This window comes from Marinobacter sp. PE14 (genome assembly GCF_053566155.1).
Genome location: NZ_JBQXNY010000002.1, coordinates 199,800 through 221,647 on the forward strand (window position 1 = coordinate 199,800; position 21,848 = coordinate 221,647).

Sequence of the window (21,848 nt, forward strand, 5' to 3'; positions counted from 1 at the left end):
GTCCTTTCACTCGGGCGCCCCGATCGGCTCTGCTATGTCGCCATGCCGCCGTGCGCGCCATTCCCGGAATTGCTCCAGCCAAGAGAGCAAGGCCGGAACCACCAGCAACACCAGCAGGGTCGAAAGCCCCAGACCAAACGCGATGGAAGTGGCCATGGGAATCAGGAACTGGGCCTGCAGGGACGTCTCGAACAAAAGTGGCAACAAGCCACCGATGGTTGTCAATGACGTGAGCATCACTGCCCGAACCCGCTGTACCGCGGCTTCGTTGAGCGCATCAGTGATGTCCAGCCCTTTTTTCCGCTGCTGGTTATAGAAGGCTACGAGGATGATCGCGTTATTGACCACAATCCCGGACAGACCGAACAGGCCAAACAGGGAGAGAATGGTCAACTGCAGCCCCATCAGCCAGTGGCCCAGCAGTGCGCCCACCAGAGCAAAGGGAATAATGGCCATAACAATCAGCGGCAGGCTCCAGGACGCAAACACCCAGGCCAGCACCACGTACATAAGCGCCAGACCGATAACCAGACCGGTTTGCATATCACCCAGGGTTTCCCGCTGGTCGGCCGCCCGGCCCTCGAAGCTGTAACGCACGTTATAGCGACTGGCGATGTCGGGGAGGGCCTCCGCCTCGAGACTGGTAAGGATCTGGTCCGTGGTGCTGACGCGGGTGTTCAGCCCGGACGTCACCTCAACGGCCAGTCGCCCTTCGGCATGTCGCAGAGCCTGGAAACCCTGACGGTGATCCAGGTTCATGACCTGAGTGAGGGGCACAAAACGACCGTCCGGAACCCGGATTGTGATGCGTGACAGGGTTGAAAGCCGCTCGCGCTGATCCTGTGGCAGCTGTACACGAACTTCCACTTCATCCCGGCCATCCTGGTAGATCTGGGCAATACGACCATCAAAGGCCGCCCGGAGCTGGCGACCCAGATCCGACGTGGTCAGCCCCAGCGCCTCACCATAGGCACTGACCTGGTAAATCAGCTGCTCCCGCCCCCAGGGCATGTCATCTTCCACATCAAGCACGCCAGGCAGCGTCGACAGCGCCTGCCCCAGTTCGTCGGCGGCCTGCTTGAGGCGTTCGGCGTTCTCACCGGTCAGCCGCACGTTGACGTCGCGGCCAGGAGGCCCGGCCTGGCGCTCGGAAATCGTCAGGTTGTCCAGCCCGGCGGGGGTCTCCAGCCGGCTGCGCCACTCGGTGATGAATTCCGGGTTGCGAACCGAACGGCGGTCGGAAGGCACCAGTTCGATCATCATTGAGCCCAGTTCGTCACCACTTCGGGAGCTGCCCTCGGCGCCCTGGGTTGCACCCCGTGTCGTTACGGCGTGAAGGATGAAATCGCCACCCAGGGCTTCTTCCGTCTCATTGAGCGTCCTCTGCATCTGGGTCAGGAAATCATCCACGGTGCCGCGATCGGTCCCGGCCACAAAGCTGGCGTTGGCATAGAACACCGACGGCTCCGGGGTCGGGAAAAAGTTGAAACCCAGGCGGCCACCGGCCAGCAGGCCGATGGTCACGATGGCCAGGGCCAGGGCACTGGCGACCGTGGCGCCTCGATGCTGAAGACTGTAGCGGGAGAAGCGCCGGAACCGGCCTTCCCGGAACCGGTCGAACCGCTGTTCGAAGCCCTGCCGGAAACGTTCAATTGGGCCCGGCTTTTTCGGCTCCGACACCTGAGATTTTTTCTTGCGACGGGGTACAAAGGCATGGCGCAGGTGCGCGGGCAGCACGATAAAACACTCAAGCAGTGAGGCGACCAGAACACAGATCATCACCAATGGTATATCGCCCAGGATATTGCCGATGACTCCGCCCACCACCAACAGGGGCATGAAGGCCGCAACGGTGGTTAACGACGAGGCCAGTACCGGCCAAACCATGCGCTTGGCCGCACCTTCCGAGGCATAAATGGACTCCTCCCCCATCCGGGCATGGGCATCGGCATCCTCGCCAACCACAATGGCATCGTCGACGATCACCCCCAGTGCCATGATCAGTGCAAACAGGGAAATCATGTTGATGGAACCACCGATCAGCCAGAGCACTGCCATGGCCGCCAGAAAAGCAGTGGGGATACCGACGGCCACCCACAGGGCCACCCGACCCGGCAGAAACAGGTACAACAGACAGATCACCAGCACCAGGCCGCCCAGACCGTTTTTCACCAGCAGGGAAATACGATCATCCAGCAGCTGCCAGGTCTCGTCGTACACCTCCAGTTCCACCGTTGGCGGCAGCACCGGCCGAGTGTCCGTCAGCCAGTTTTCCAGGACTTTGGCCGCTTCCAGTGAATTGCCGTTTTCCGATCGCTGCAGTTGCAGTTCAACCGCCGGCTTGCCGTCCTTTTCCAGCGTTACCTGGCTCTCACGGGCCTCCTGACGAATGATGGCGACATCGCCAAGATGGAGCTGAACCCGCTCACCACTGAGCACCGGAATGTTTTCAAACTCCTGCGGGCTGCGTCGCTGCTCCACGGCCCTCAGTTCCCGGGTGGCGTCCTGCTGCGCCATCATGCCGGCGGGCAGGTCGCGGGAAATGGCGGCCACCCGTTCGGCAATCTGTTCCAGTGAAAGCCCCAGTGTCTCGAGGCGCTCCACCGGTACATCAATGCTGATCTGCTGTTCCGGCAGGCCGCGGATCGACACCCGGTCAATGCCGCGCTGGAGCAGTTCATCTTCAAAACGGTACGCCATCTGCCGCAACTCACTGCGATCGACATCCCCGTAAACCAGCAACCGGGCCACCGGTTCATAACGTTCAATGCGGGTTACCTGGGGCTCCTCCGCCTCGGCCGGGAAGTTGGTGAACTCGTCCACCTGCTGGCGCACGTCATCCAGGGCCTGGATCGGGTTGGTGCCCTCCTCGAACTCAAGCGTGATGGACGAGACACTCTGGGCCGAGGTGGAGGTCATTTTCTTTAGACCATCGACGCTTCGCAGTCGCTGCTCAAGGGGGTTGGTGATGCCCTGCTCGACATCCTCGGCGGAGGCCCCACTCCAGACCACGCGGACACTGACCACGTCCAGGGCAAAAGTCGGGAAAAACTGGATATTCATGCGGGTGAGTGCCAGTACGCCACCCAGCAGCATGACCAGCATCACCAGGTTGGCAGCGACCCGATGGTGAACAAAAAAACCGATGACGCCCTTTTTCCGCCTCATTGCGCCGAAGCCCCGGAATCCGCGACATCCACCTTGAGGCCGGTCACCGCATTGGGCAGGTGTGTGGTGATCAGTTGCGCACCAGACACCAGGGCCTCGCCAGACACCAGAAGGCGACGCTCGCCATTGCTACCCCGGGCTTCGCCGATGCGCTCGATACGGGCGCGCTCCATCCGGCCGTCTGAGGACATCAAATAAACGCTGTCAGCACCATAGAGGGCGCTGAACGGAATCGACACGGTATTGTTGCGGGCGGCCCGCTCCAGAGTCACGGGCAACAGGCCCCCTGGCCGTATTCCACCGGCCTCGCCTTCGAGTTCAAGAATGGCCTCGGTACCGGACGCATCGCTGGTGCCGGCGAAGCGGGTGAGCCGGAACCGGTGCTGATCCCCCTCGCTGGTGGCCGTCAGGGTTTCCCCGCGGGCCAGCGCATCCAGAAGCTCGCCACGGAACATCTCCGGGACCCGGGCCCTGAGTTCAAGACCATCCACGGGATAGAGCGACAGCAGCGGTTCGTTTCGGCTTACCTGATCTCCCTCGGCAACCCGGATATCGGTCACCATGCCGTCGAAAGGCGCAACCATACGGGCGCGTTCGGCATCCCGCCGCGTGCTGAGCAGGTTTGCCTCGGCCTGGGCCAATTTTGCCTCGAGGCTCTGCAGCCGAGCCGGGTGCTCTTCAATCGCGCGCTGCCGGGTATTCACTGTCAGTTCGGCTCGTGCGGCAGCATCGGTAGCCGCCTCTAGCGCTTCGCGGGAGGCCAGGTTCCGGCTAACCAGCGATCGGGTGCGCTCCAGCTGTCGGCGGGCGTTCTCGAGAATCGCCTGCTCGCTGGCAAGCGCTGTCTGGTCGTTCCGGTAACGCACCTGCTCCGATCGAATCTGGGCTTCCAGATCGTTTACCTGAGCCTCGGCCTGAGCCAGGGCGGGTTGGATATCGGCCTCATCCAGAGCCACCAGAAGCTCTCCCTCACTGACACGCTGCCCCTCCATCACCGGCCTGGCACCGATACGGCCTGCCAGGGTGGCGGTTACGGTCAGCTGCTCAGGCGCAAGAACCTCTCCGTAAAGGGGCAGCACCGGCGTGTGGGTGTCCGGCTCAATCTGCTGAACCTGAACACGCCAACTCCGCTCGGTGGCACTGACTTCTGCAGGCTCCGGGCGGGTCATCTTGAGAATCATGAAACCGGCGATACCGACGGCGAGAATCAATACGGGAACGAGTCGTTTGGACATTACTTGCTGGCCAGCTAAGGTAAAAAAAGCCCGTCGGGCTGTTAGGTTCAGACTACTATACAATCAAGGCTCGTTTTCGGATCGGACAAGCCTAGGTCCTGCGTCAATTTTACGCGGTGCATCCTCCATTCATGGCAACGGAGAGTATCTATCTTGGCAGTAGAGCATCATGTCAATCTCCTCAACGCAACGCTGATTAACGGGTTGATCGTTGCCGTCGTGGTCCTGATCCACCACGAAGTGCTGATTAATTTGAGCGGACTCCTGTCGAAAATGCGGCAGAGTCATCGCTTCCGGCTGATTGCCGCGGTGTTCGGCGTTCTCGCGGCCCACACCCTGCAAGTCTGGATCTTTGCCGGTGCTTTTTATCTCATGCACCATGCCGAGGGCTGGGGCGAACTTGGCGGCAATTTCAGCGGAAGCATGCTCGATTGTGTTTACTTTTCCTTCACCACATTTACCACCGTCGGCTACGGGGATGTCGAACCCTTTGGAGTCCTGCGTTTCCTCACCGGCATAGAAGCACTGTCCGGGCTGGTTCTGATCACCTGGAGTGCCTCCTTCCTGTTCGTGGAAATGCAGCGCTACTGGCCCACCCGCTAGACTTTAGTCGAAAATCGACGGCTACTTTGCACGAATTCTGATCTAATACCCGGATCTTGCGGCATGTGCACTGTCTTTGTACATATCGCTCCAGCGCTCCGGATACCCAGACCAGACCCATGGAAAGTTATAGGGAATCACAGAAGCACCTTGCCCGTCCTTACCGCAAAGCGGTACTTAAGACGTTGCTGATCTTTACCGCCATCAGCGGCCTGCTGTTTTTTACCCTCAATGTCCAGAGACAGAACTACCCCCTGGCGTTTGCCGAGCTTGGCATGGCGTGCTACTCGGTTTTCATTCTCTGGGCAATTGGCAACACACGACACCTGGAACGCTGGATTCTCGCCTTTATCCTGCCGTTCTGCATCACCATGATGTTCGCACTCACATCACCCCGGGCAACCACCACGGTCTTCGCCTGGGTCCTGTTGATTCCCATCCTTTCCCACCTTCTGATGGGCCGGCGCCTGGGCCTGCTGGTATCTGCCGTGTTCATGGGCACGGCAGCCGTGATCTTCTTTTTCAAATACCAGGATGCTCCGGACATGATACAGCCCCTTCCTATTGCCAATATGGGGCTGATGTCACTGACCATCCTCGCGTTCTCTCACATTTACGAGATCACTCGGGAGCAATCCGAATCACGCCTGCTTAAAATGGCTCAAACTGACGCACTCACCGGCCTCGCCAACCGGGCGCGCCTCAGCGATGTGTTTGAACAGGAGCGCAAACGCAGCCTCCGTAACGGAACCCCACTATCCGTGCTGGTACTGGATCTGGACCATTTCAAACAGGTCAATGATCAGCATGGTCACGAGGCCGGAGACCTGGCGCTCAGGCATGTCGCCAGCACCCTGCGCGCTTCGCTCAGAGCAACCGATCTGGCCACCCGGCTGGGTGGCGAGGAGTTCGCCATTCTGCTCACCAACACCACCGCAGACCAGGCTCATCGGGTGGCAGACAAGATCCGGGGTGCGATTGAATCTCACCCCGTGCCCTATCAGGACCAATCCATTGGCCTGACTATCAGCGGCGGCATTGCCCAGTTTGGTCCGGACGGTGGCGATCTGCGCAGCCTGATCGGCCGGGCCGACCAGTACCTCTATCACGCCAAGGATTCCGGACGTAACCGGATCATCAGCTCCGACAGCGCCCTGGTTCCCTGCCAGGCGTAATCAATTTAGCTCACACCCACTTGCAACGCGCCAGTGTGTAATAAAGCAATGGCACCACCAGAACGGTCAACAAGGTGGACATGGCCAGGCCAAATACCAGCGATATCGCCAGGCCGTTAAAAATCGGATCGTTCAGAATAAAGTAAGCACCCACCATCGCCGAGATCGCCGTCAACGCGATGGGTTTGATGCGCACCGCGCCCGCCAGGACCACCGCTTCATCAAGCTCGACGCCCTCCTCAATCAGCTGACGGATAAACACCACCAGCAGGATCGAGTTGCGCACGATGATCCCGGCCAGGGCAATCATGCCAATCATGCTGGTGGCCGTGAACTCGCGCCCCAGCAGCGCATGGCCGGGCATGATGCCGATCAGGGTCAGCGGGATGGGCGCCATGATCACCAGCGGCAGAATATAGGAACGGAACTGCGCCACCAGCAGAACGAAGATCATGAACACACCCACGCTGTAAGCCGCGCCCATGTCCCGGAAGGTTTCGTAGGTGATCTGCCATTCGCCGTCCCATTTGAGCGTGCCCTTTTCCGGCAATGGGGGCTGGTCGATGAAATACTGCTCCGGGGCCCCCGCTTGCTGGTTCAGGCGCTCGACCATGGCAAACATGCCGTACAGCGGCGAATCGATCTCCCCCGCCATGTCTGCCGTCACGTAGGTTACCGGTAGCAGATCCTTGTGGTAGATCGCCCCCATCCAGTCGGCTTCGCGTACGTCCGCAATGCTTGCCAGAGGAACCAGCGCGCCGCTGCGGCTCCGCACCTTCAGCGATAACAGCACCGATGGCTGGGCCTTGTCGCCTTCACCCAGAATCACCCGTATCGGAACAGGGTATTTGGCATGATCATCATGCAGGAAGCTGACCCCGGTTCCCCCCAGGGCGGTCTGCAGGGCACCGACCACCTGGGCCTGGGAAACACCGAGCCGTGCCGCACGGTCCCGATCCACCACCACTTCCCACTGCCGTGTGGGTGCCTCCAGGGTGGTGTCGATATCCACCAGGCCATCGACGCTGGTCATGCCTTCGGCCACTTGCCGGGCCAGCTCTGCCCGGCGGGTTTCATCCACCGCATAGATCTCGGCCACCACGGGTGACAGTACCGGCGGCCCGGGCGGCACTTCGACAATCTTCACACTGGCTCCGTACCGGTCACCGATTTCGGTCAGTGGGTCCCGGAGGGATTGTGCAATCGTATGGGACGACCGGTCCCGACTCTCTTCATCCATGAGATTGATCTGTATATCCCCGTGGTAGGGATCGCCACGCAGGTAATACTGCCGCACCAGGCCATTGAAATTGATGGGTGAGGCGGTGCCGGCGTAGGTTTGCCAGTTGGTTACTTCGTCCACCGTTTCCAGGTAGCTGCCCATATCCAGCAACACCCGCTGGGTCTGTTCCATGGGCGTGCGCTCGGGCATGTCGACCACAACTTGCAGTTCCGACTTGTTGTCGAAGGGAAGCATCTTCAGGATCACCGCCTGGAACACCGGCAATGACGAAGCCACGAGGGTAAGACCCACCACCCCCAGTGCCAGCAAACGGCGGCGCCAGGGGTGATCGCCCAGGAACGGACCGAGCACGGTCCGGAAAATTCGCAGGGATAACGGGCTGACGCCATCCGCAGAGCTGGACGCCTCCTCGGCTTCAGCGGCTTGCTCCCCTTTCTTGTGTTTGAGAAGCCTGAAGGCCAGCCAGGGGGCCACCACGAAGGCGACAATCTGGGACAGCACCATACCCGCGGAGGCATTGATCGGAATCGGGCTCATGTAGGGGCCCATCAGGCCACTGACAAACGCCATCGGAATCAGCGCCGCCATGATGGTGAGACTGGCCATGATGGTAGGCGTGCCCACTTCATCCACGGCCACAGGGATGATGTCCTTGACCGCACGACGGGAGTTCTGGATCCGGCGATTGATGTTCTCGGTGATGACGATGCCGTCGTCCACCAGGATGCCGATGGAGAATATCAGCGCGAACAGGGACACCCGGTTCAGGGTAAATCCCCATGCCCAGGAGAACACCAGGGTCAGCAGCAGGGTAATCAGAACCGCGATGCCGACAATCAGGGCTTGGCGCCAGCCCATGGCCGCCAGCACCAGCAGCACAACGCACAAAGTGGCGGAGATCAGATCGGTAATCAGTTTGCGGGCTTTCTGGGAGGCGGTTACGCCATAGTCCCGGGTGACCAGCACTTCCACCGATTCCGGCAGGGCCCGGTTGCGCAGCTGGTCCAGACGCTCTTCAATGGCCGTGGTGATATTGATGGCGTTCTCGCCCGGCTTCTTGGCGATGGCCAGGGTAACTGCCGGATAAACCTCGCCGGGCTGGCCAGCCACGCCGGTTTCCCGGGCCGGCCCGAATCCGGTCATTACACTCTGGTCCGCCACGGTGCCTCCCCGGCGGACCTGCGCCACGTCCTCCAGGTACACCGCGGAGCCATTGTGCATGCCCACAACAAGGCGCCGGACATCCTCCACGGTTTCCAGCAGCGTTCCGGCCTGGACCGGTATCGACAGGTTGTCCCGGGCAATCCGTGCCTCCTGGCTGCTGGTGTTGGCCGCCATCAGGGCGTTCCGGATGTCATCGATGGTGAGGTTGAACCCCGCCAGCAACGCCGGATCGAACCGGATATCGACCCGATCCGGGATCCCGCCGGTGGTATAGACATCCCGGGTGCCGGGGACCCGTTTCAGGGCGACTTCCAGCATGTGCGCCAGGCGAGTCAGTTCCTCCCCCGTATGCCCGTTGACCGGATCGTAGAGAGTGAGTGTCATCACCGGGACATCATCAATGCCCTTGGGCTTGACCACCGGCTGGGCAGCGCCCAGGTTGGGCGGCAACCAGTCCTGGTTGGAATACACCTGATTGTAGAGCCTGACCAGGGCTTCCTGCCGCGGGATGCCCACCTCGAACTGCACCGTGATCACCGCCTGGCCCTGGCGGGACACGGAATAGACATGCTCGACGCCCTTGATCTCGCTCATCACCTGTTCTGCCGGCGTGGCGATCGCGCTTTCCACCTCCCGGGTGCTGGCGCCCGGAAACGCCACCATGATATCGGCCATGGTGACGTCAATCTGGGGTTCTTCCTCTTTGGGTGTGACCACCACAGCCAGCACGCCAAGAATGATCGCCAGAATGGCCAGCAACGGTGTCAGGTGGTTGTCCTGGAAGACTCGGGCAATGGCGCCGGAGGGGCCAACTGGCGGCAAATCACGACTCACGGGCTCGACTCCTTGCCCGTTCTTTCAAGCGGATTCAGGCGCTCGCTGCCCACCAGCACAGACGGGTTTGTGACTACCCGCTCGCCCTCGCTCAGGCCCGCAAGAATCTCCAGCCGGCCATTGTCCCGCACTCCGGTGCGAACCTGCCTCAGCCTGGGCTGATCCTGATCATTGAGCACAAATACCGCACGGAGCTCGCTGCGTTGAATCAGGCTGCTGAACGGAATCCACAGGGTCTCACGGCTGGCAACCGGCACACTGACCTTCACCAGCATGCCGGGAAACAGCGAGCCATTGGGCTCACTCAGTCGCATCCGCAGACGGAAGGTGTGAGTTTGCGGATCGGCATAGGGGTAGAAGGTCATCTCACCGGTTTCCAGCACCCGGCCATCAGCCAGGGTGACCTGGGCCTGACGCTCCATACGGGCCAGTTCGGCATACTTCTGGGGAAGATCCACCACAACCCGGAGCTGCTCCAGGGACAAGCCGCTGAGCAGCGGCTGGCCGGGGTTGACCGCTTCTCCGACTTCGACATGTCGTTCGGTAAGAATGCCACCGTAGGGTGCCAGCACACGGGTATAGGAGAGTTGCTCCTGCGCCTCGGAAACCGAAGCCCGGGCGCGTTCGACCCGGGCCCTGGCAGCGGCAAGGTTGTTGCGGGCCTGGTCGAATTCCTGCCGGGACACAAGGCCACGCTCGTGTACCGCTTCAATACGCTCAAAGCGCTGCCCCGCATCCGCCAATGCCGCCTCGGCCTCCTCAAGCCCGGCCTCGGCCTGGCGCAGACGGGACCGCTGTTCACTATCCTCCAGCTGGACAATCAGGTCGCCGGCGGCAACGGAATCGTCAACATCGTAGGGCAGGTTCTGGACGGTGCCACTGGTCTGCGCAGAGACGGTGCTCTGCTGCACGGCTTCGATGACGCCATCGAGGTGCACGGTCTCGTGCAACTCGCTGCGCTCGGCAATGGCTGCCACCAACTCCGGGCCACTGCTCTGGCCCAGCGCAATGGAGGCCTGCATCATCAAGACCACGACAATGCACGCAGCGGCTATCCGTTCCATCGGGCATCTCCGATTATGGTTATGAGGTAATAACACAAGGTTATCAAAAATAAGCTCCGGGAACAGTTCAGGCGCTGGCAAAATGGGAGGAAGGTTTCTTTTTCAGAGCCTCAAATCCGATAATAATGTCCATAAGCTCGTTGGTTATTTCATCCTGACGCACCAGACGGAACTGGCCGCCAACCTCCTCCAGCCGATCATCAACCGCCTGCTCTGCCTGCTGCATCAATGCCAGCCTTGCCGCGTTCTCAGTAACCATCGCTTCCGCCGAAGCGCGAAAAACACTGGCGAAAATATGGTTGCGCAGCAGCGCTGCGAGCAGGGGTGTTGGCTGCATCGTATAGTCAGGTAGGGAGCGGGATTGCCATCCAGACTTCGCGGGATCAGAAAGCAACGTGGAGGCCAGCGGCAGCATTTGGCTCACTTCCGATTCACGCTGCCCCTTTTCGGCCCGTCGGGTGAACACAAGGGTAACGGCGATCCTGTTATGCACATCGCCGCCTCCGATTTCGTCCAGTCGCGTCACGATGTCGCTCGCCAGACGCCCGATACCATCAGCCGACGCCGGCGGCAGAAAGGTAGACTCCGGCCTGACCCCCTGATCGGTCAGGGCACCACTCATGCGGGCACCCACACACAGTACCCGGGCATGGCCGCCCATCGTCAATGCTTCTGACCGTGCGCTTTCAGCAAGCACCTCGTTGTAGTTGCCACACAGACCATGATCAGAACCGAACACCACTAACAGCCGCTCGGCCTGGGTAACTGCCGGTACCGAAATAGGCCCGGTTTTGGCAACGAACGCCCGAATGCCTCTCAGCACTGTCTGATGATAGGACTCAATGGACCGGGCAGCGTGCTCGTAGGGCACGGCGTTAATCGCAGACATGGTTTTCATGGTGTGAACAATGCTGCGAATACTGCTCAGGGTTTCGGTCCGTCTGGACAGGGTTTCAAGTGTCTGGGCCATGACGATCGTCTCCCGGCATTCCCAGTGCAACCTGGGCCACCATCAAAAGGCTTCTCTTTTCCTCTTCCTCCAGCGAACGATTCTGCCGGATGCTCTCGGCGACATCTTTCAGAGAGTCGCCAATACTGTTCCGCATCCTGACCATGACCTCGGCAACGTCTTTCTCCGGCAGGCCATCAAGCAGCCCTTCCAGGGCCGCCATCAATACCAGAAGCTGCTCGACGGCTGGCATTGGATCCCGCTCGGGCTGTCGCAGCGCAGTGCGCACTGCAGCCCCGCGGTTCAAGCGGGCCCTGGTGTTGTCGTCCAGCCGGGTTCCGAATCGGGCAAAATCCTCCAGCTCCTCGAACTGGGACAGGGTGACACGCAGATTGCCAGCCACTTCCCGAAAGGCGCGGTGCTGGGCCTTTCCCCCGACCCGCGATACCGATAGCCCGATATCCACCGCAGGAAACTGGTTTTTCCTCACCAGCCTCGGCGAGAGGTAGATCTGCCCATCGGTTATGGAGATTAGATTTGTCGGAATGTAGGCGGACAGATTCTCAGCCTGCGTTTCGACAACGGGCAGTGCGGTAATGGAACCACCCCCGGCGTCTGCGGTGAATTGACCGGCTCGCTCCAGCAATCTGGCATGCACATAGAAGATATCCCCGGGGAAAGCTTCCCGGCCGGGCGGGCGGCGCAGTAGCAGAGACAGTTCCCGATAGGAGCGGGCATGGTGGGTAAGATCGTCGAAAATCACCAGTACATCCCGCCCCTGGTCGGAAAAGTATTCCGCCATCGTCATCGCTGCATAGGGTGCGACATAGGCCAGCCCGGGCGCGTCCTCATCCCCGGCCGCAACAACAATGGCGCTCGCCAGCCGGCCGGCTTTCCGCAGGGTTTCAATAACTCGGGCAACCGCGTCTCCGCGCTGGCCGATTGCACAGTAAATGCTCAGTACGTCTGAGCGGGCCTGGTTGAGAATCGTATCGATAGCAATGGACGTTTTTCCGGTCTGTCGGTCCCCAATGATGAGCTCCCTCTGGCCCAGACCGATCGGGACCGCACCATCAATGACCTTGATACCGGTGGCCAGCGGTCGGTTCACCGGAGCCCGGCTCAGTATGCCGGGCGCGCTCGCCTCCACCGGTCGCTCAGCGGTCGACACTACAGCCCCCTTGCCGTCACGCGGGCTTCCGGTGGCATCAAGTATGCGGCCGATAAGGCCCGTGCCCACCGGTACACTGAATACTTTATGGGTTCGCCAGACATCCTCTCCCGAGGTGACCCGATCAGAAGGCCCGAGCAAAATCACGCCCAGTCGATCCGGCTCCAGATCCAGCACCACACCCCGGACGCCCGAAGCGAACACCAGCAACTCGTCAGCAAGGGCCCGGGCAAGGCCAGAGACAACAGCAATACCGTCACCAACCTCGGCAACCGTGCCCACTTCGGTCAGCGCAGGTGCAGGCGTCGGGCCGTCCAGTAAGGCACCCAAAAAGTTCCTGGCCGGAGTAAAGGACGGTTTCTCAGCCATGATTTTGCATCCATCCGGTCCCACCCGACGCCAAGCGTTCGGATAACATTCCGGTCAGCTCATCGGTATAACTGTCGACCGTCCAGGCCACCTGAACGCTGCCAACACGCAGGATCAGCCCCGGAGCCTGACCGGGATCCGTCGTGAAACCCAACTCGAGGTCCGGGGCCAGGCCTGCCAACGCCGTTCGAATCTTTTCCTGTGTTCTGTCCGGGAGCGGCTTATGAGTGGTCGCAACAGCCTGTTCCGCGTTGCCAGCGGCGGAGACCAGCTCCGGCTTCATGGACTTCAGCTTTCCGATCACATGCAGCCCAATACGCTCCTCGAGATCCTCATCCGCCAGATCACGCAGGGCCCGCCGCACCAGTTGGTAAAGTGTTTCGGCGCTGGCCAGGTGCAACTCACTGATAAATCGGTCCCGCTCTGAATTCAGATGTGCCTGCCATTCCTGTTTTTCCCGTTCCAGGCTCTCCCGCGTGACGGCGAGCAAAGTGTCTTTCTCTTTTTCCGCCTGCTGACGAAAACGCTCCACCTGTTCGGAGTTGTCGACCAGCAATGCCCGCTTCTGCTCCAGAAACGCAGCTTCAGCTACTGAGGCCTGCTTCTGCGCTATCTCAGCTTCCCCCATTCGTGCTGCGATCTCGGACTCACGGGCATCGATTCCATTCAGGATGGGCCTGTACAGAAAACGCTTGAGCAGCCAGACCAGCACCAGAAAATTACCGATCTGGGCAAGCACCGTGATCCAGTCAATGGACATGATTCAACCTGCCGCCGACTGAGCGGCCTGCAGCGCCTGATCCCAGAACGGATTGGCAAACAGGACAATCATCGCCACGACAAAACAGTAGATGGCCGTGGACTCGATCATGGCCAGGCTGACGAACAGGGTCCGCGACAAGGTAGAGGCGGAATCCGGCTGCTGGGCAATGGCAGCAAGCGCCGCGGCGGCAGCCCGGCCCTCCCCGAGCGCCGGGCCGATTGCACCAAAAGCCACGGACAGGCCAGCGGTCAGAATAGAGACCGCAGCAATCAGAGCAAAGTCACTCATTTGTCTTTCTCCTTGGGCAAAGGCTTTCCAGCGGTGGCTGTCGCCGATGAGATGTAAACCGTCGCCAGGATGGCGAATATGTAGGCCTGAATCAGACCTGTGAGCAATCCGAGGACATCCATGACCACAGGAAAAAAGAACGGCGCAACGCCCAACAGGATGCCTGCGATCACCGCACCACTCATGACGTTGCCATACAGTCGGATGGCCAGGGATATACCGCGCGAGAATTCGCTGATGATATTGAACGGCAGCATCACCACAGAGGGCTGCACGTAGGTTTTCAGATAACCGCCGATGCCCTGTCGGGTAATACCGAACAGGGGCACGGCGATCAGGACCGATAGAGCCAGAGCCGCCGTGGTGGAAAGCGAGGCCGTCGGCGGCGTGAATCCTGGCACAACCAGCAAGAGGTTCGAAAATGCAATAAACAGGAACAGCGTTCCGGAAAAATAGAGCACATGGCGAGAGGCTCGCGGCGAGATTTCCTCGATCTGGCTCTGGATCGCCGTCACAATCACTTCCAGGGTGGTGCGCCAGCGGTTCGGTGGCACATCCGGACGTAAATTTCGGGTAACAAGGATGGAAGTGAGGGTCAGCAGGATCATGACGCCCCAGGTGAAGCCCACTGTCTCACTGATATCCAGGCCCCAGACCGTGAATAGCGTTGTTTCATCGGGCGTCAGCTCCATCAGACTTCCTCCGGGTGCGGTATTCGTGCCAGTAACATCGCCAGGTAGCGCACCAGAAAAAACGCCGCCCCGTAGCCCGCGAAAGCCCAAATCAGGGTCGCGCCCCCTGTCACCAGCCAACCCACCGCCAGCAGCAATCCGATGCGCACCACGGCACTGGGCAGAAGTACCGCGGATGGTCTGGAAGAGCCCAGAGCAAAACGTACACTCGCTGCCAGACCCGCGAAATAGAGAATGCTCACAGCCACGCCGACACCAAAGCCCCAAAGCACATCCGGCCAGTCAATGATCATCATGGTCCTGCTCCTCCTCTTCCTTGCTTTCCCTGCCAATCCACGCCCAGGCAATGAAGCCACCCAGAGTCACGCCCCCCAGAATCAGGGCGAGCACCCAGGGGAAATCCTGCGGCACGGTGCGCTCCAGCCAGAGCCCGAGAAAGGCACCACCAACGGTCGGCACTGCAATGGACCAGCCAATCATCCCGAAGGCACCCAGACCACGCAGCGGGCTGACACCCGGATTGTCCCGGGCCTTTTTCAGGCGCCGGGCCCGACGCCCTATATCGTCCTCCGGTGCACCACGCTGCGGATTCATGGCTTGGGCCGTTGTAGGTCGGCGAACCGGCGCACCATGCCAGCCTCCAGCCTGGATAGGGCGGACCGGGCCATGCGTTCGTCTTCATCCACCTCAATAAAGTTCTTTCTGACACTCTCCTGAAGGGTGTCCAGATCCTCACCCTTGGCACCTCGCCGGATCGCAATGTCAACTTTGTGGCCCTGCTTCACGAGAATGCCCTCATCAATACCGAAGATCTGCTCACGGCCATCCTCCAGAGTCAGAATCAGGACCGACGGCACCAGCGAGGTGACAAAATCAATGTGGTTGGGCAGCATCCCAAAGGCGCCGTTTTCGGCAACGGCGAACAGCTTGCGGGCCTTGCCCTGATAGAGCATCCGGGTCGGCAGCCGAAGGCAGACCTCCATTGCTTCAGCCAGGCTCATACCACCACCTCAGGCAGTGCGCCAATCATGTAGTACTCACTTTCGTTCTGTTCGAACTCCGTCTGCTCCAGAATGGTTTCACAGCCACTCAACGTTTCGGCGATGGTCACGCGCTTGCCCTCGGCACCGGTAAAGGCTGCGGTGGTAAAAAACGGCTGGGTCAGGAAGCGTTCCAGCCTTCGGGCACGGGCCACGGTGGTTCGATCACCCGCCGAGAGCTCCTCAATGCCGAGCATGGCGATGATGTCGCGCAGCTCCTCGTATTCGGCCAGGGTTCTGCGAACCGCCCGGGCGATGTCGTAATGCCTCTGCCCGACCACCGATGGCGTGAGCATGACCGATGAGGACGCCAGGGGATCAATGGCCGGATACAGACCTTCGCTCGCCCGCTTCCGTGACAGCACCACCGAACCGGAAAGGTGGGAAAAAATATGGGCAGCGGCGGGATCGGTGAAGTCGTCGGCAGGCACATAAACCGCCTGAACCGAGGTAATGGCGGCACTGCGGGTGGAGGTGATTCGTTCCTCCAGCTCGGCCAACTCGGTCGCCAGGGTGGGCTGATAGCCCACCCGTGAAGGCATACGCCCCAGCAGCCCGGAGACTTCCGAACCGGCCTGAACAAAGCGGAAAATATTGTCGATCAGCAACAACACATCCCGACGCTGTTCGTCGCGGAAATACTCCGCCATGGTCAGCGCCGTCTTGCCGATCAGGAACCGAACCCCGGGAACTTCATTCATCTGCCCGAACAGCATGACGGTGTTCTCGAGCACGCCAGCCTCACCCATTTCCCGATAGAGCTCTTCCGCTTCCCGGGAGCGCTCGCCAATACCGCAAAACAGGCTGACGCCCTTGTGCTGCTGCACGGTGTTGTTGATCAGTTCGGTAATCAGCACCGTCTTGCCGACACCGGCACCGCCAAACAGACCGGTTTTTCCACCCCGCTCGATGGGCGATAACAGATCAATGGCCTTGATGCCGGTTTCCAGGATCTGGCTACGAACCACACGATCTTCCAGCAGGGGCGGGAGCTGATGGATAGCGCGGCGCTCACTGGTAGCCGGCGCAGGCTGGTTATCCACCGGCGCCCCAAATACGTTCAGCATTCGGCCCAGAGTGGTATCACCCACCGGTACAGTAATTGATGATCCGGTTGCCCGGACCAGCGTGCCCAACCCCAGCCCTTTCACAGGAGCCAGTGCTATACATCGGACCACGCCTCTGTCCTCCAGGGCGGCCACCTCAAGAGCAATCTTGCCGGCGAACAGCAGCTCGCGAATGTGGGGCACCGGCTCCGGAAACCGCACACTCACCACGCCGCCACGAATGGCTACGACAGTCCCTGTGCCATCATCCTTGGGAGCGTCCCGGGGCTCGTTCTGGCTCATAGCGGGGCCGTTACCCGGCAGACACGCGAGTGCCCGCCGATCCTTCCAGTATGGCCACGGCGTCCTGCAGCCGGCCAATGCCGCTGATCCCGCCAGCCTGGGCAAAATCGCAGGCGGCCTGCAGTTTCGGGCCCATGGAGCCGGCAGGCATCTCCAGGGCCCGTGCCTCGGACACTGTGAGCTCCGAAAGCGCCGTCGACCGATCAGTTCCGAAATCCCGGTAGACCGCCTCAACATCCGTTAACAGCAGCAACGCGTCCGCACCCAGTTGCCTGGCCAGCAAGGCACTGGCGGCGTCCTTGTCGATGACCGCCTCAATGCCGACCATGCTGCCGTCGTCCCTGCGCAGCACCGGTATTCCGCCACCCCCGGCACACACCACGACCACGCCCTGGTCGAGCAGCAACTTCAGTACGCGCATGTCCGGTATTTCCAGGGGCTTCGGAGAAGGCACCACCCGGCGCCATTTGTCGCCGTCCGGCGCAATGCTCCAGCCCGCACCGGCTGCCCGGCGCTCGGCCTCTTCACGGTCATAGACCGGCCCTACAAACTTGGTCGGCTTTTCAAAAGCCGGGTCCTTGGGATCCACCACGACCTGAGTCAGCAGGGTTGCGACCGGCCGGTCATGTTCCAGGGCGTTCTCCAGCTCCTGTTCGATCATGTAGCCGATCATGCCCTCGGTTTCCGCTCCCAGGACATCCAGCGGGTAGGCCTCATCCGGTTTGTAGGAGGCGCCCTGTAAAGCCAGCAGCCCGACCTGTGGCCCATTCCCGTGGGTGACCACCAGATCGTGGCCGGCCCGGACAACCGCGGCCAGCGATCGGGCCGCAATTTGCACATTGTTGCGCTGGACCTCTGCAGTAAGCGGCTCCCCGCGTTTCAGGAGGGCATTTCCCCCCAACGCTGCCACAACCAGCATGTCAGCCTCCCAGGGTCGCCACGAGGACGGCCTTGATGGTGTGCATGCGGTTCTCCGCCTGATCGAAAACAATCGAGGCGGGGCTTTCGAAAACCTCTTCAGTCACCTCCATGGCGTCAATGCCATAGGTCTCCTGAATCTCCTTGCCCACAACGGTTTCGGTGTTGTGAAAGGCCGGCAGACAATGCATGAAACGCGCCCGCGGATTGCCGGTTTTGGACATCAGGGCCGCATTCACCTGGTAAGGCATCAGCAGTTTGATCCGTTCGGCCCATTTTTCCTTTGGCTCGCCCATTGAGACCCAGACATCGGTGTACACGAAATCGACTCCCGCAACGGCGGCGTCAACATCCTCCGTGATGGTGATGCGGGCTCCGGTTTCAGCCGCCAGCGCCTGGGCCTCCTCCTGAACGGCCTGGCCAGGCCAGCAGGCTTTTGGTGCGCACAAGCGCACGTCCATACCCATCTTGGCGCCGCCGATCAGCAGGCTGTCGCCCATGTTGTTGGCGGCATCGCCGATGAACACGTAGGCCACATCCCGCAACGGCTTTTCCACGTGCTCCTGCATGGTCAGGAAGTCCGCCAGTATCTGGGTGGGGTGAAATTCGTTGGTGAGCCCGTTGTAGACCGGCACACCGGCGTACTGGGCCAGTTCTTCCACAACGGATTGTCCGAACCCCCGATACTCTATGGCATCGTAGACCCGGCCAAGAACCCGGGCGGTGTCTTTCACCGATTCCTTGTGCCCGATGTGGGTTCCGGTCGGCCCCAGGTAGGTTACCCGCGCCCCCTGGTCGAAGGCAGCAACTTCAAACCCGACCCGGGTTCGCGTGGAATTCTTCTCGAAGATCAGAGCGATGTCCTTGCCTTCGAGCTTGGGCACTTCGGTGCCAGCGTACTTGGCCGTCTTCAGATCCGCAGACAGCTTCAGCAAAAAGGCGATTTCCCTGGGGCTGAAATCCCGCAGGGTAAGGAAGTGTCGGTTCTTGAGATTGAATGCCATAGCGTTTCTCCCTGGCTGTCAGATAGCGTCCCGGATGGTCGGGCAACTCATGCACCGACCGCCGCCGCGGCCACGGCCCAGCTCGGCACCGGGTATGGCCAGAACTTCGATGCCCGCGGCCGAAAGCGCCGCGTTGGTGTCGTCGTTACGGTCATAACCGACAACCACCCCCGGGCTCAGGGCCAGCACATTGTTGCCGTCGTTCCACTGTTCCCGCTCACGTTCTTCCGGGGTATCGCCACCCGTTGCCACAACTTCCAGGGCCGGGTAGCCGAGGATTTCCGCAACCACCTCGAACAGGTGTCGGGAATCCTGACTGAAGGCCAGTGTTTTCGCCCCCTTACCGGGACGCAGGTCGTAGCAGATCACGGCATCGGCCACTTCCTTGAAGGCAGTGACCACGTTGCCACCACAGAAGGTAAACACGGTATCCAGGTGCATCGCCGACCGGGTTTTGGGCAGCTGGCAGGCAATCACCCGATCCACCATGCCGCCATCAAAGAGAGCTTTTGATAGTTGCCCGATCGCCTGGGGAGAGGATCGCTCGCCCATGCCCACCAGAACCGTTCTGTTCCCCAGCGGCATGATATCCCCACCCTCAAGGGTGGCCAGGCCATGGTCTTCCAGAGGATCGCCCCAGTGCACGTTCACCTTGCCGGCGAATTTCGGGTGGAATCGGTAGATAGCAGCCATCAGCAGGGTTTCCGGCTTGCGGGCAGCCCAGTACATGGGATTGAGGGTGACCCCGCCATACACCCAGGCGCTGTTGTCCCGGGTGAACAGGAAGTTGGGCAGTGGCGGCAGCACAAACCCGAAACGCCCGAGGTGGTTGCCAAACAGACCGTCCGGCTCAAAGGGCAGATCCCCCACCTCCAGGCCGCCGATCAGGAATTCGGCAAGTGCCTTTTCTGGCAGTTCATCCATCCAGGCGCGCAGGTCCGACACCATGCCCACGCCGATGTGGTTCCAGTTAATCCGATGGTCGAGAATCCAGGCCCGGCCCTCGGGAATCGCCAGTGTGTCCGCCAGCAACTCATTGACGTCCAGAACCTCAACGCCCCGACCACGCATCACACTGGCAAACACGTCATGATCTTTCTGGGCCTGCTTGACCCAGAACACATCATCGAACAACAGGGCATCGCAGTTGGACGGCGTCAACCGCCGGTGAGCCAGCCCCGGCCGGCAGATGATGACCTGGCGCAGGGTCCCGGTCTCAGAGTGCACTCCAAGTGTTTGTTCAGACATGACAAAACTCCTTTTGTCGCAGGGCTACAGCGGGGGTCACAAAAGTGTGCCGACGCTGATAACCACAGTGATAAACACAGTCAGAATAAGCAGCAAGGGCCAGATAAAGGCGAGCCAGCGATCGTAGGACACGCGCCCGATGGCAAGCCCGCCAACCACCACCGCAAAGGTCGGATTGATCAGGTTCACCAGGCCGTTGGCAGACTGGTAGGCAGTTACCACCAGATCCCGCCCGACGTTGGCAAAATCCGCCAGCGGCGCGAGGATTGGCATGGACAGGACGGCCAGGCCGGAGGACGACGGCACGAAGAAACTCATGCCCACCTCGATCCAGAACATCAGGTTGATAAAGGCCAGTTCCGGCAGGCCACCCAGCGAGGTTTCGGCGCTGTGCAGGATGGTATCGGCAATCATGCCCTGTTCCATGATCACCACAATGCCGCGGGCCAGGCCGACCACCAGCGCAACCCCGAGGAGATCCCGGGCACCATCGACAAAACTGCCGGTAAGTTTCTTTTCGCCCAGTCGTGCAATGATGCCGATCACAATGGCTGCACCAAAGAATAGGGAGCCCATCCGGGCCATCCACCAGCCCTGGGATGACACCCCCCAGATCATCACGGCAAAGGTCAGGGCAAAGATCACCAGGGCAATAATCTGGGTTGTCGTCAGAGTGGCGCTGTGAATCTCCTGATCATCGCCCTGCAGAAACAGTTTCTTGTGCGCAGCCCATTGCTTGGCAACCACCGATCTCGACGGATCGGTTTTTACCCGGCGGGCATATCGCATCACGTAGCCGATACAGATCAAAAGGCCGCCGATCAGCAGAACAAAACGCAGCACGATACCGTCAGTGAAAGGGATACCCGCCGCATTGGCTGCAATCACCGTGGCAAAGGGGTTAATCGTGGAACCCAGCACGCCAATGCCGGCGCCGATCAGAATGATGGCAACGCCCGTCACAGCGTCGTATCCGGCCGCAAGTATCACGGGGATCAGAATGGCGTAAAAGGCCAGGGTCTCCTCAGCCATACCGTAGGTCGTGCCGCCGATCGCGAAGAGCACCATCAGTATCGGTATCATCCAGATCTCGTGGCCTTTCAGATGCCGCATCGCGCTGCGGATACCGGTATCTATGGCGCCCGTGGCATTCATTACGCCCAGAAAACCGCCCAGAAACAATACGAATAGCGCAACATCAATGGCATTGGCGACATAACTGTCCGGATCATAGAACCCGGCTGTCGGTGCCAACATCACATCAACGAAGCCCTGCGGGTTCGGATCGACGGTCTGGTAGGTGCCCGGAACCGCCACTTCCCGACCAACCTCTTCATTCATGGCGCGCTCATACTGCCCGGCCGGAATAATCCAGGTCAGCGCGGCCACCAGAATAATCAGGCCAAAGAGAATGGTGTAGGCAGTAGGGAATCGGGAAGCAAGGTCGGTTTCGGGATTTTCTGGCAGTTTTTCGTCTTCAGTCACGATGCGTCTCCTTTCCTGAATCGCATGGTGCAGACAGGTTCTTTCCGGGAACCTCAGGGGCTGAACACTTCCTCAGTGGTTACGCA

General features: G+C 60.5%; 19 protein-coding genes. 2 read left to right on the forward strand and 17 right to left on the reverse strand.

Annotated features, from left to right (window positions below; all coding sequences use genetic code 11):
- Positions 1-6: 6 nt before the first annotated feature.
- Together ACWJ62_RS06860 and ACWJ62_RS06865 are read right to left on the reverse strand one after the other, a co-directional pair.
- A complete protein-coding gene (locus ACWJ62_RS06860; RefSeq protein WP_449285508.1) occupies positions 7-3,168 on the reverse strand; it encodes an efflux RND transporter permease subunit in 3,162 nt (1,053 codons plus the stop codon).
- Positions 3,165-4,403, reverse strand: coding sequence for an efflux RND transporter periplasmic adaptor subunit (locus tag ACWJ62_RS06865; RefSeq protein ID WP_449285509.1), 1,239 nt, complete (start codon positions 4,401-4,403; stop codon positions 3,165-3,167). The genes ACWJ62_RS06860 and ACWJ62_RS06865 overlap by 4 nt, the downstream gene beginning before the upstream one ends.
- 153 nt (positions 4,404-4,556) lie before the next feature.
- On the opposite strand from ACWJ62_RS06865, the gene ACWJ62_RS06870 reads away from it, so the two are divergent.
- Positions 4,557-5,006: a potassium channel family protein gene (locus ACWJ62_RS06870; protein WP_449285510.1), complete on the forward strand. Its 450-nt coding sequence runs from the start codon at positions 4,557-4,559 to the stop codon at positions 5,004-5,006.
- A gap of 119 nt (positions 5,007-5,125) precedes the next feature.
- Positions 5,126-6,181, forward strand: a complete 1,056-nt coding sequence (locus ACWJ62_RS06875) for a GGDEF domain-containing protein (RefSeq protein ID WP_449285511.1) — start codon at positions 5,126-5,128, stop codon at positions 6,179-6,181.
- A 10-nt stretch (positions 6,182-6,191) separates the two neighbouring features.
- On the opposite strand, the gene ACWJ62_RS06880 is transcribed toward ACWJ62_RS06875, so the two are convergent.
- From ACWJ62_RS06880 to ACWJ62_RS06950, 15 genes are all read right to left on the reverse strand, one after another.
- On the reverse strand, positions 6,192-9,422 hold the full coding sequence (locus ACWJ62_RS06880) for an efflux RND transporter permease subunit (RefSeq protein WP_449285512.1): 3,231 nt from the start codon (positions 9,420-9,422) through the stop codon (positions 6,192-6,194).
- Positions 9,419-10,486: an efflux RND transporter periplasmic adaptor subunit gene (locus ACWJ62_RS06885; protein WP_449285513.1), complete on the reverse strand. Its 1,068-nt coding sequence runs from the start codon at positions 10,484-10,486 to the stop codon at positions 9,419-9,421. The genes ACWJ62_RS06880 and ACWJ62_RS06885 overlap by 4 nt, the downstream gene beginning before the upstream one ends.
- Before the next feature lie 67 nt (positions 10,487-10,553).
- The gene (locus ACWJ62_RS06890) at positions 10,554-11,456 is read right to left on the reverse strand and encodes a F0F1 ATP synthase subunit gamma (RefSeq protein WP_449285514.1); all 903 of its coding nucleotides are present in this window, start codon (positions 11,454-11,456) and stop codon (positions 10,554-10,556) included.
- Positions 11,440-12,975 (reverse strand): F0F1 ATP synthase subunit alpha, encoded by a 1,536-nt coding sequence (locus tag ACWJ62_RS06895; protein WP_449285515.1) that lies wholly within the window; start codon positions 12,973-12,975, stop codon positions 11,440-11,442. Before ACWJ62_RS06895 ends, ACWJ62_RS06890 begins: the two co-directional genes overlap by 17 nt.
- On the reverse strand, positions 12,968-13,735 hold the full coding sequence (locus ACWJ62_RS06900; protein ID WP_449285516.1) for a F0F1 ATP synthase subunit B family protein: 768 nt from the start codon (positions 13,733-13,735) through the stop codon (positions 12,968-12,970). The genes ACWJ62_RS06895 and ACWJ62_RS06900 overlap by 8 nt, the downstream gene beginning before the upstream one ends.
- Positions 13,736-13,738: 3 nt before the next feature.
- A complete protein-coding gene (locus ACWJ62_RS06905) occupies positions 13,739-14,026 on the reverse strand; it encodes a F0F1 ATP synthase subunit C (protein ID WP_148609870.1) in 288 nt (95 codons plus the stop codon).
- Positions 14,023-14,718 (reverse strand): F0F1 ATP synthase subunit A, encoded by a 696-nt coding sequence (locus ACWJ62_RS06910; RefSeq protein ID WP_148609869.1) that lies wholly within the window; start codon positions 14,716-14,718, stop codon positions 14,023-14,025. Before ACWJ62_RS06910 ends, ACWJ62_RS06905 begins: the two co-directional genes overlap by 4 nt.
- Positions 14,718-15,014 carry an N-ATPase subunit AtpR gene (locus tag ACWJ62_RS06915; RefSeq protein WP_449285517.1) on the reverse strand — a complete coding sequence of 99 codons (297 nt, stop codon included), beginning with the start codon at positions 15,012-15,014 and terminating at the stop codon, positions 14,718-14,720. Before ACWJ62_RS06915 ends, ACWJ62_RS06910 begins: the two co-directional genes overlap by 1 nt.
- On the reverse strand, positions 15,001-15,312 hold the full coding sequence (locus ACWJ62_RS06920) for an AtpZ/AtpI family protein (RefSeq protein WP_449285518.1): 312 nt from the start codon (positions 15,310-15,312) through the stop codon (positions 15,001-15,003). Before ACWJ62_RS06920 ends, ACWJ62_RS06915 begins: the two co-directional genes overlap by 14 nt.
- The gene (locus ACWJ62_RS06925) at positions 15,309-15,719 is read right to left on the reverse strand and encodes an ATPase (protein WP_449285519.1); all 411 of its coding nucleotides are present in this window, start codon (positions 15,717-15,719) and stop codon (positions 15,309-15,311) included. Before ACWJ62_RS06925 ends, ACWJ62_RS06920 begins: the two co-directional genes overlap by 4 nt.
- Positions 15,716-17,107 (reverse strand): F0F1 ATP synthase subunit beta, encoded by a 1,392-nt coding sequence (gene atpD, locus ACWJ62_RS06930; RefSeq protein ID WP_449285520.1) that lies wholly within the window; start codon positions 17,105-17,107, stop codon positions 15,716-15,718. The genes ACWJ62_RS06925 and atpD overlap by 4 nt, the downstream gene beginning before the upstream one ends.
- A gap of 10 nt (positions 17,108-17,117) precedes the next feature.
- Complete coding sequence (arcC, locus tag ACWJ62_RS06935) at positions 17,118-18,026, reverse strand: carbamate kinase (RefSeq protein ID WP_449285521.1); 909 nt, start codon at positions 18,024-18,026, stop codon at positions 17,118-17,120.
- 1 nt (position 18,027) lies between these two features.
- On the reverse strand, positions 18,028-19,029 hold the full coding sequence (locus tag ACWJ62_RS06940; protein WP_449285522.1) for an ornithine carbamoyltransferase: 1,002 nt from the start codon (positions 19,027-19,029) through the stop codon (positions 18,028-18,030).
- An 18-nt stretch (positions 19,030-19,047) separates the two neighbouring features.
- Entirely contained in the window at positions 19,048-20,277 is a 1,230-nt protein-coding gene (locus ACWJ62_RS06945) for an arginine deiminase (protein WP_449285523.1), read from the reverse strand.
- A 36-nt stretch (positions 20,278-20,313) separates the two neighbouring features.
- Positions 20,314-21,762, reverse strand: a complete 1,449-nt coding sequence (locus ACWJ62_RS06950) for a YfcC family protein (RefSeq protein ID WP_449285524.1) — start codon at positions 21,760-21,762, stop codon at positions 20,314-20,316.
- Positions 21,763-21,848 lie beyond the last annotated feature (86 nt).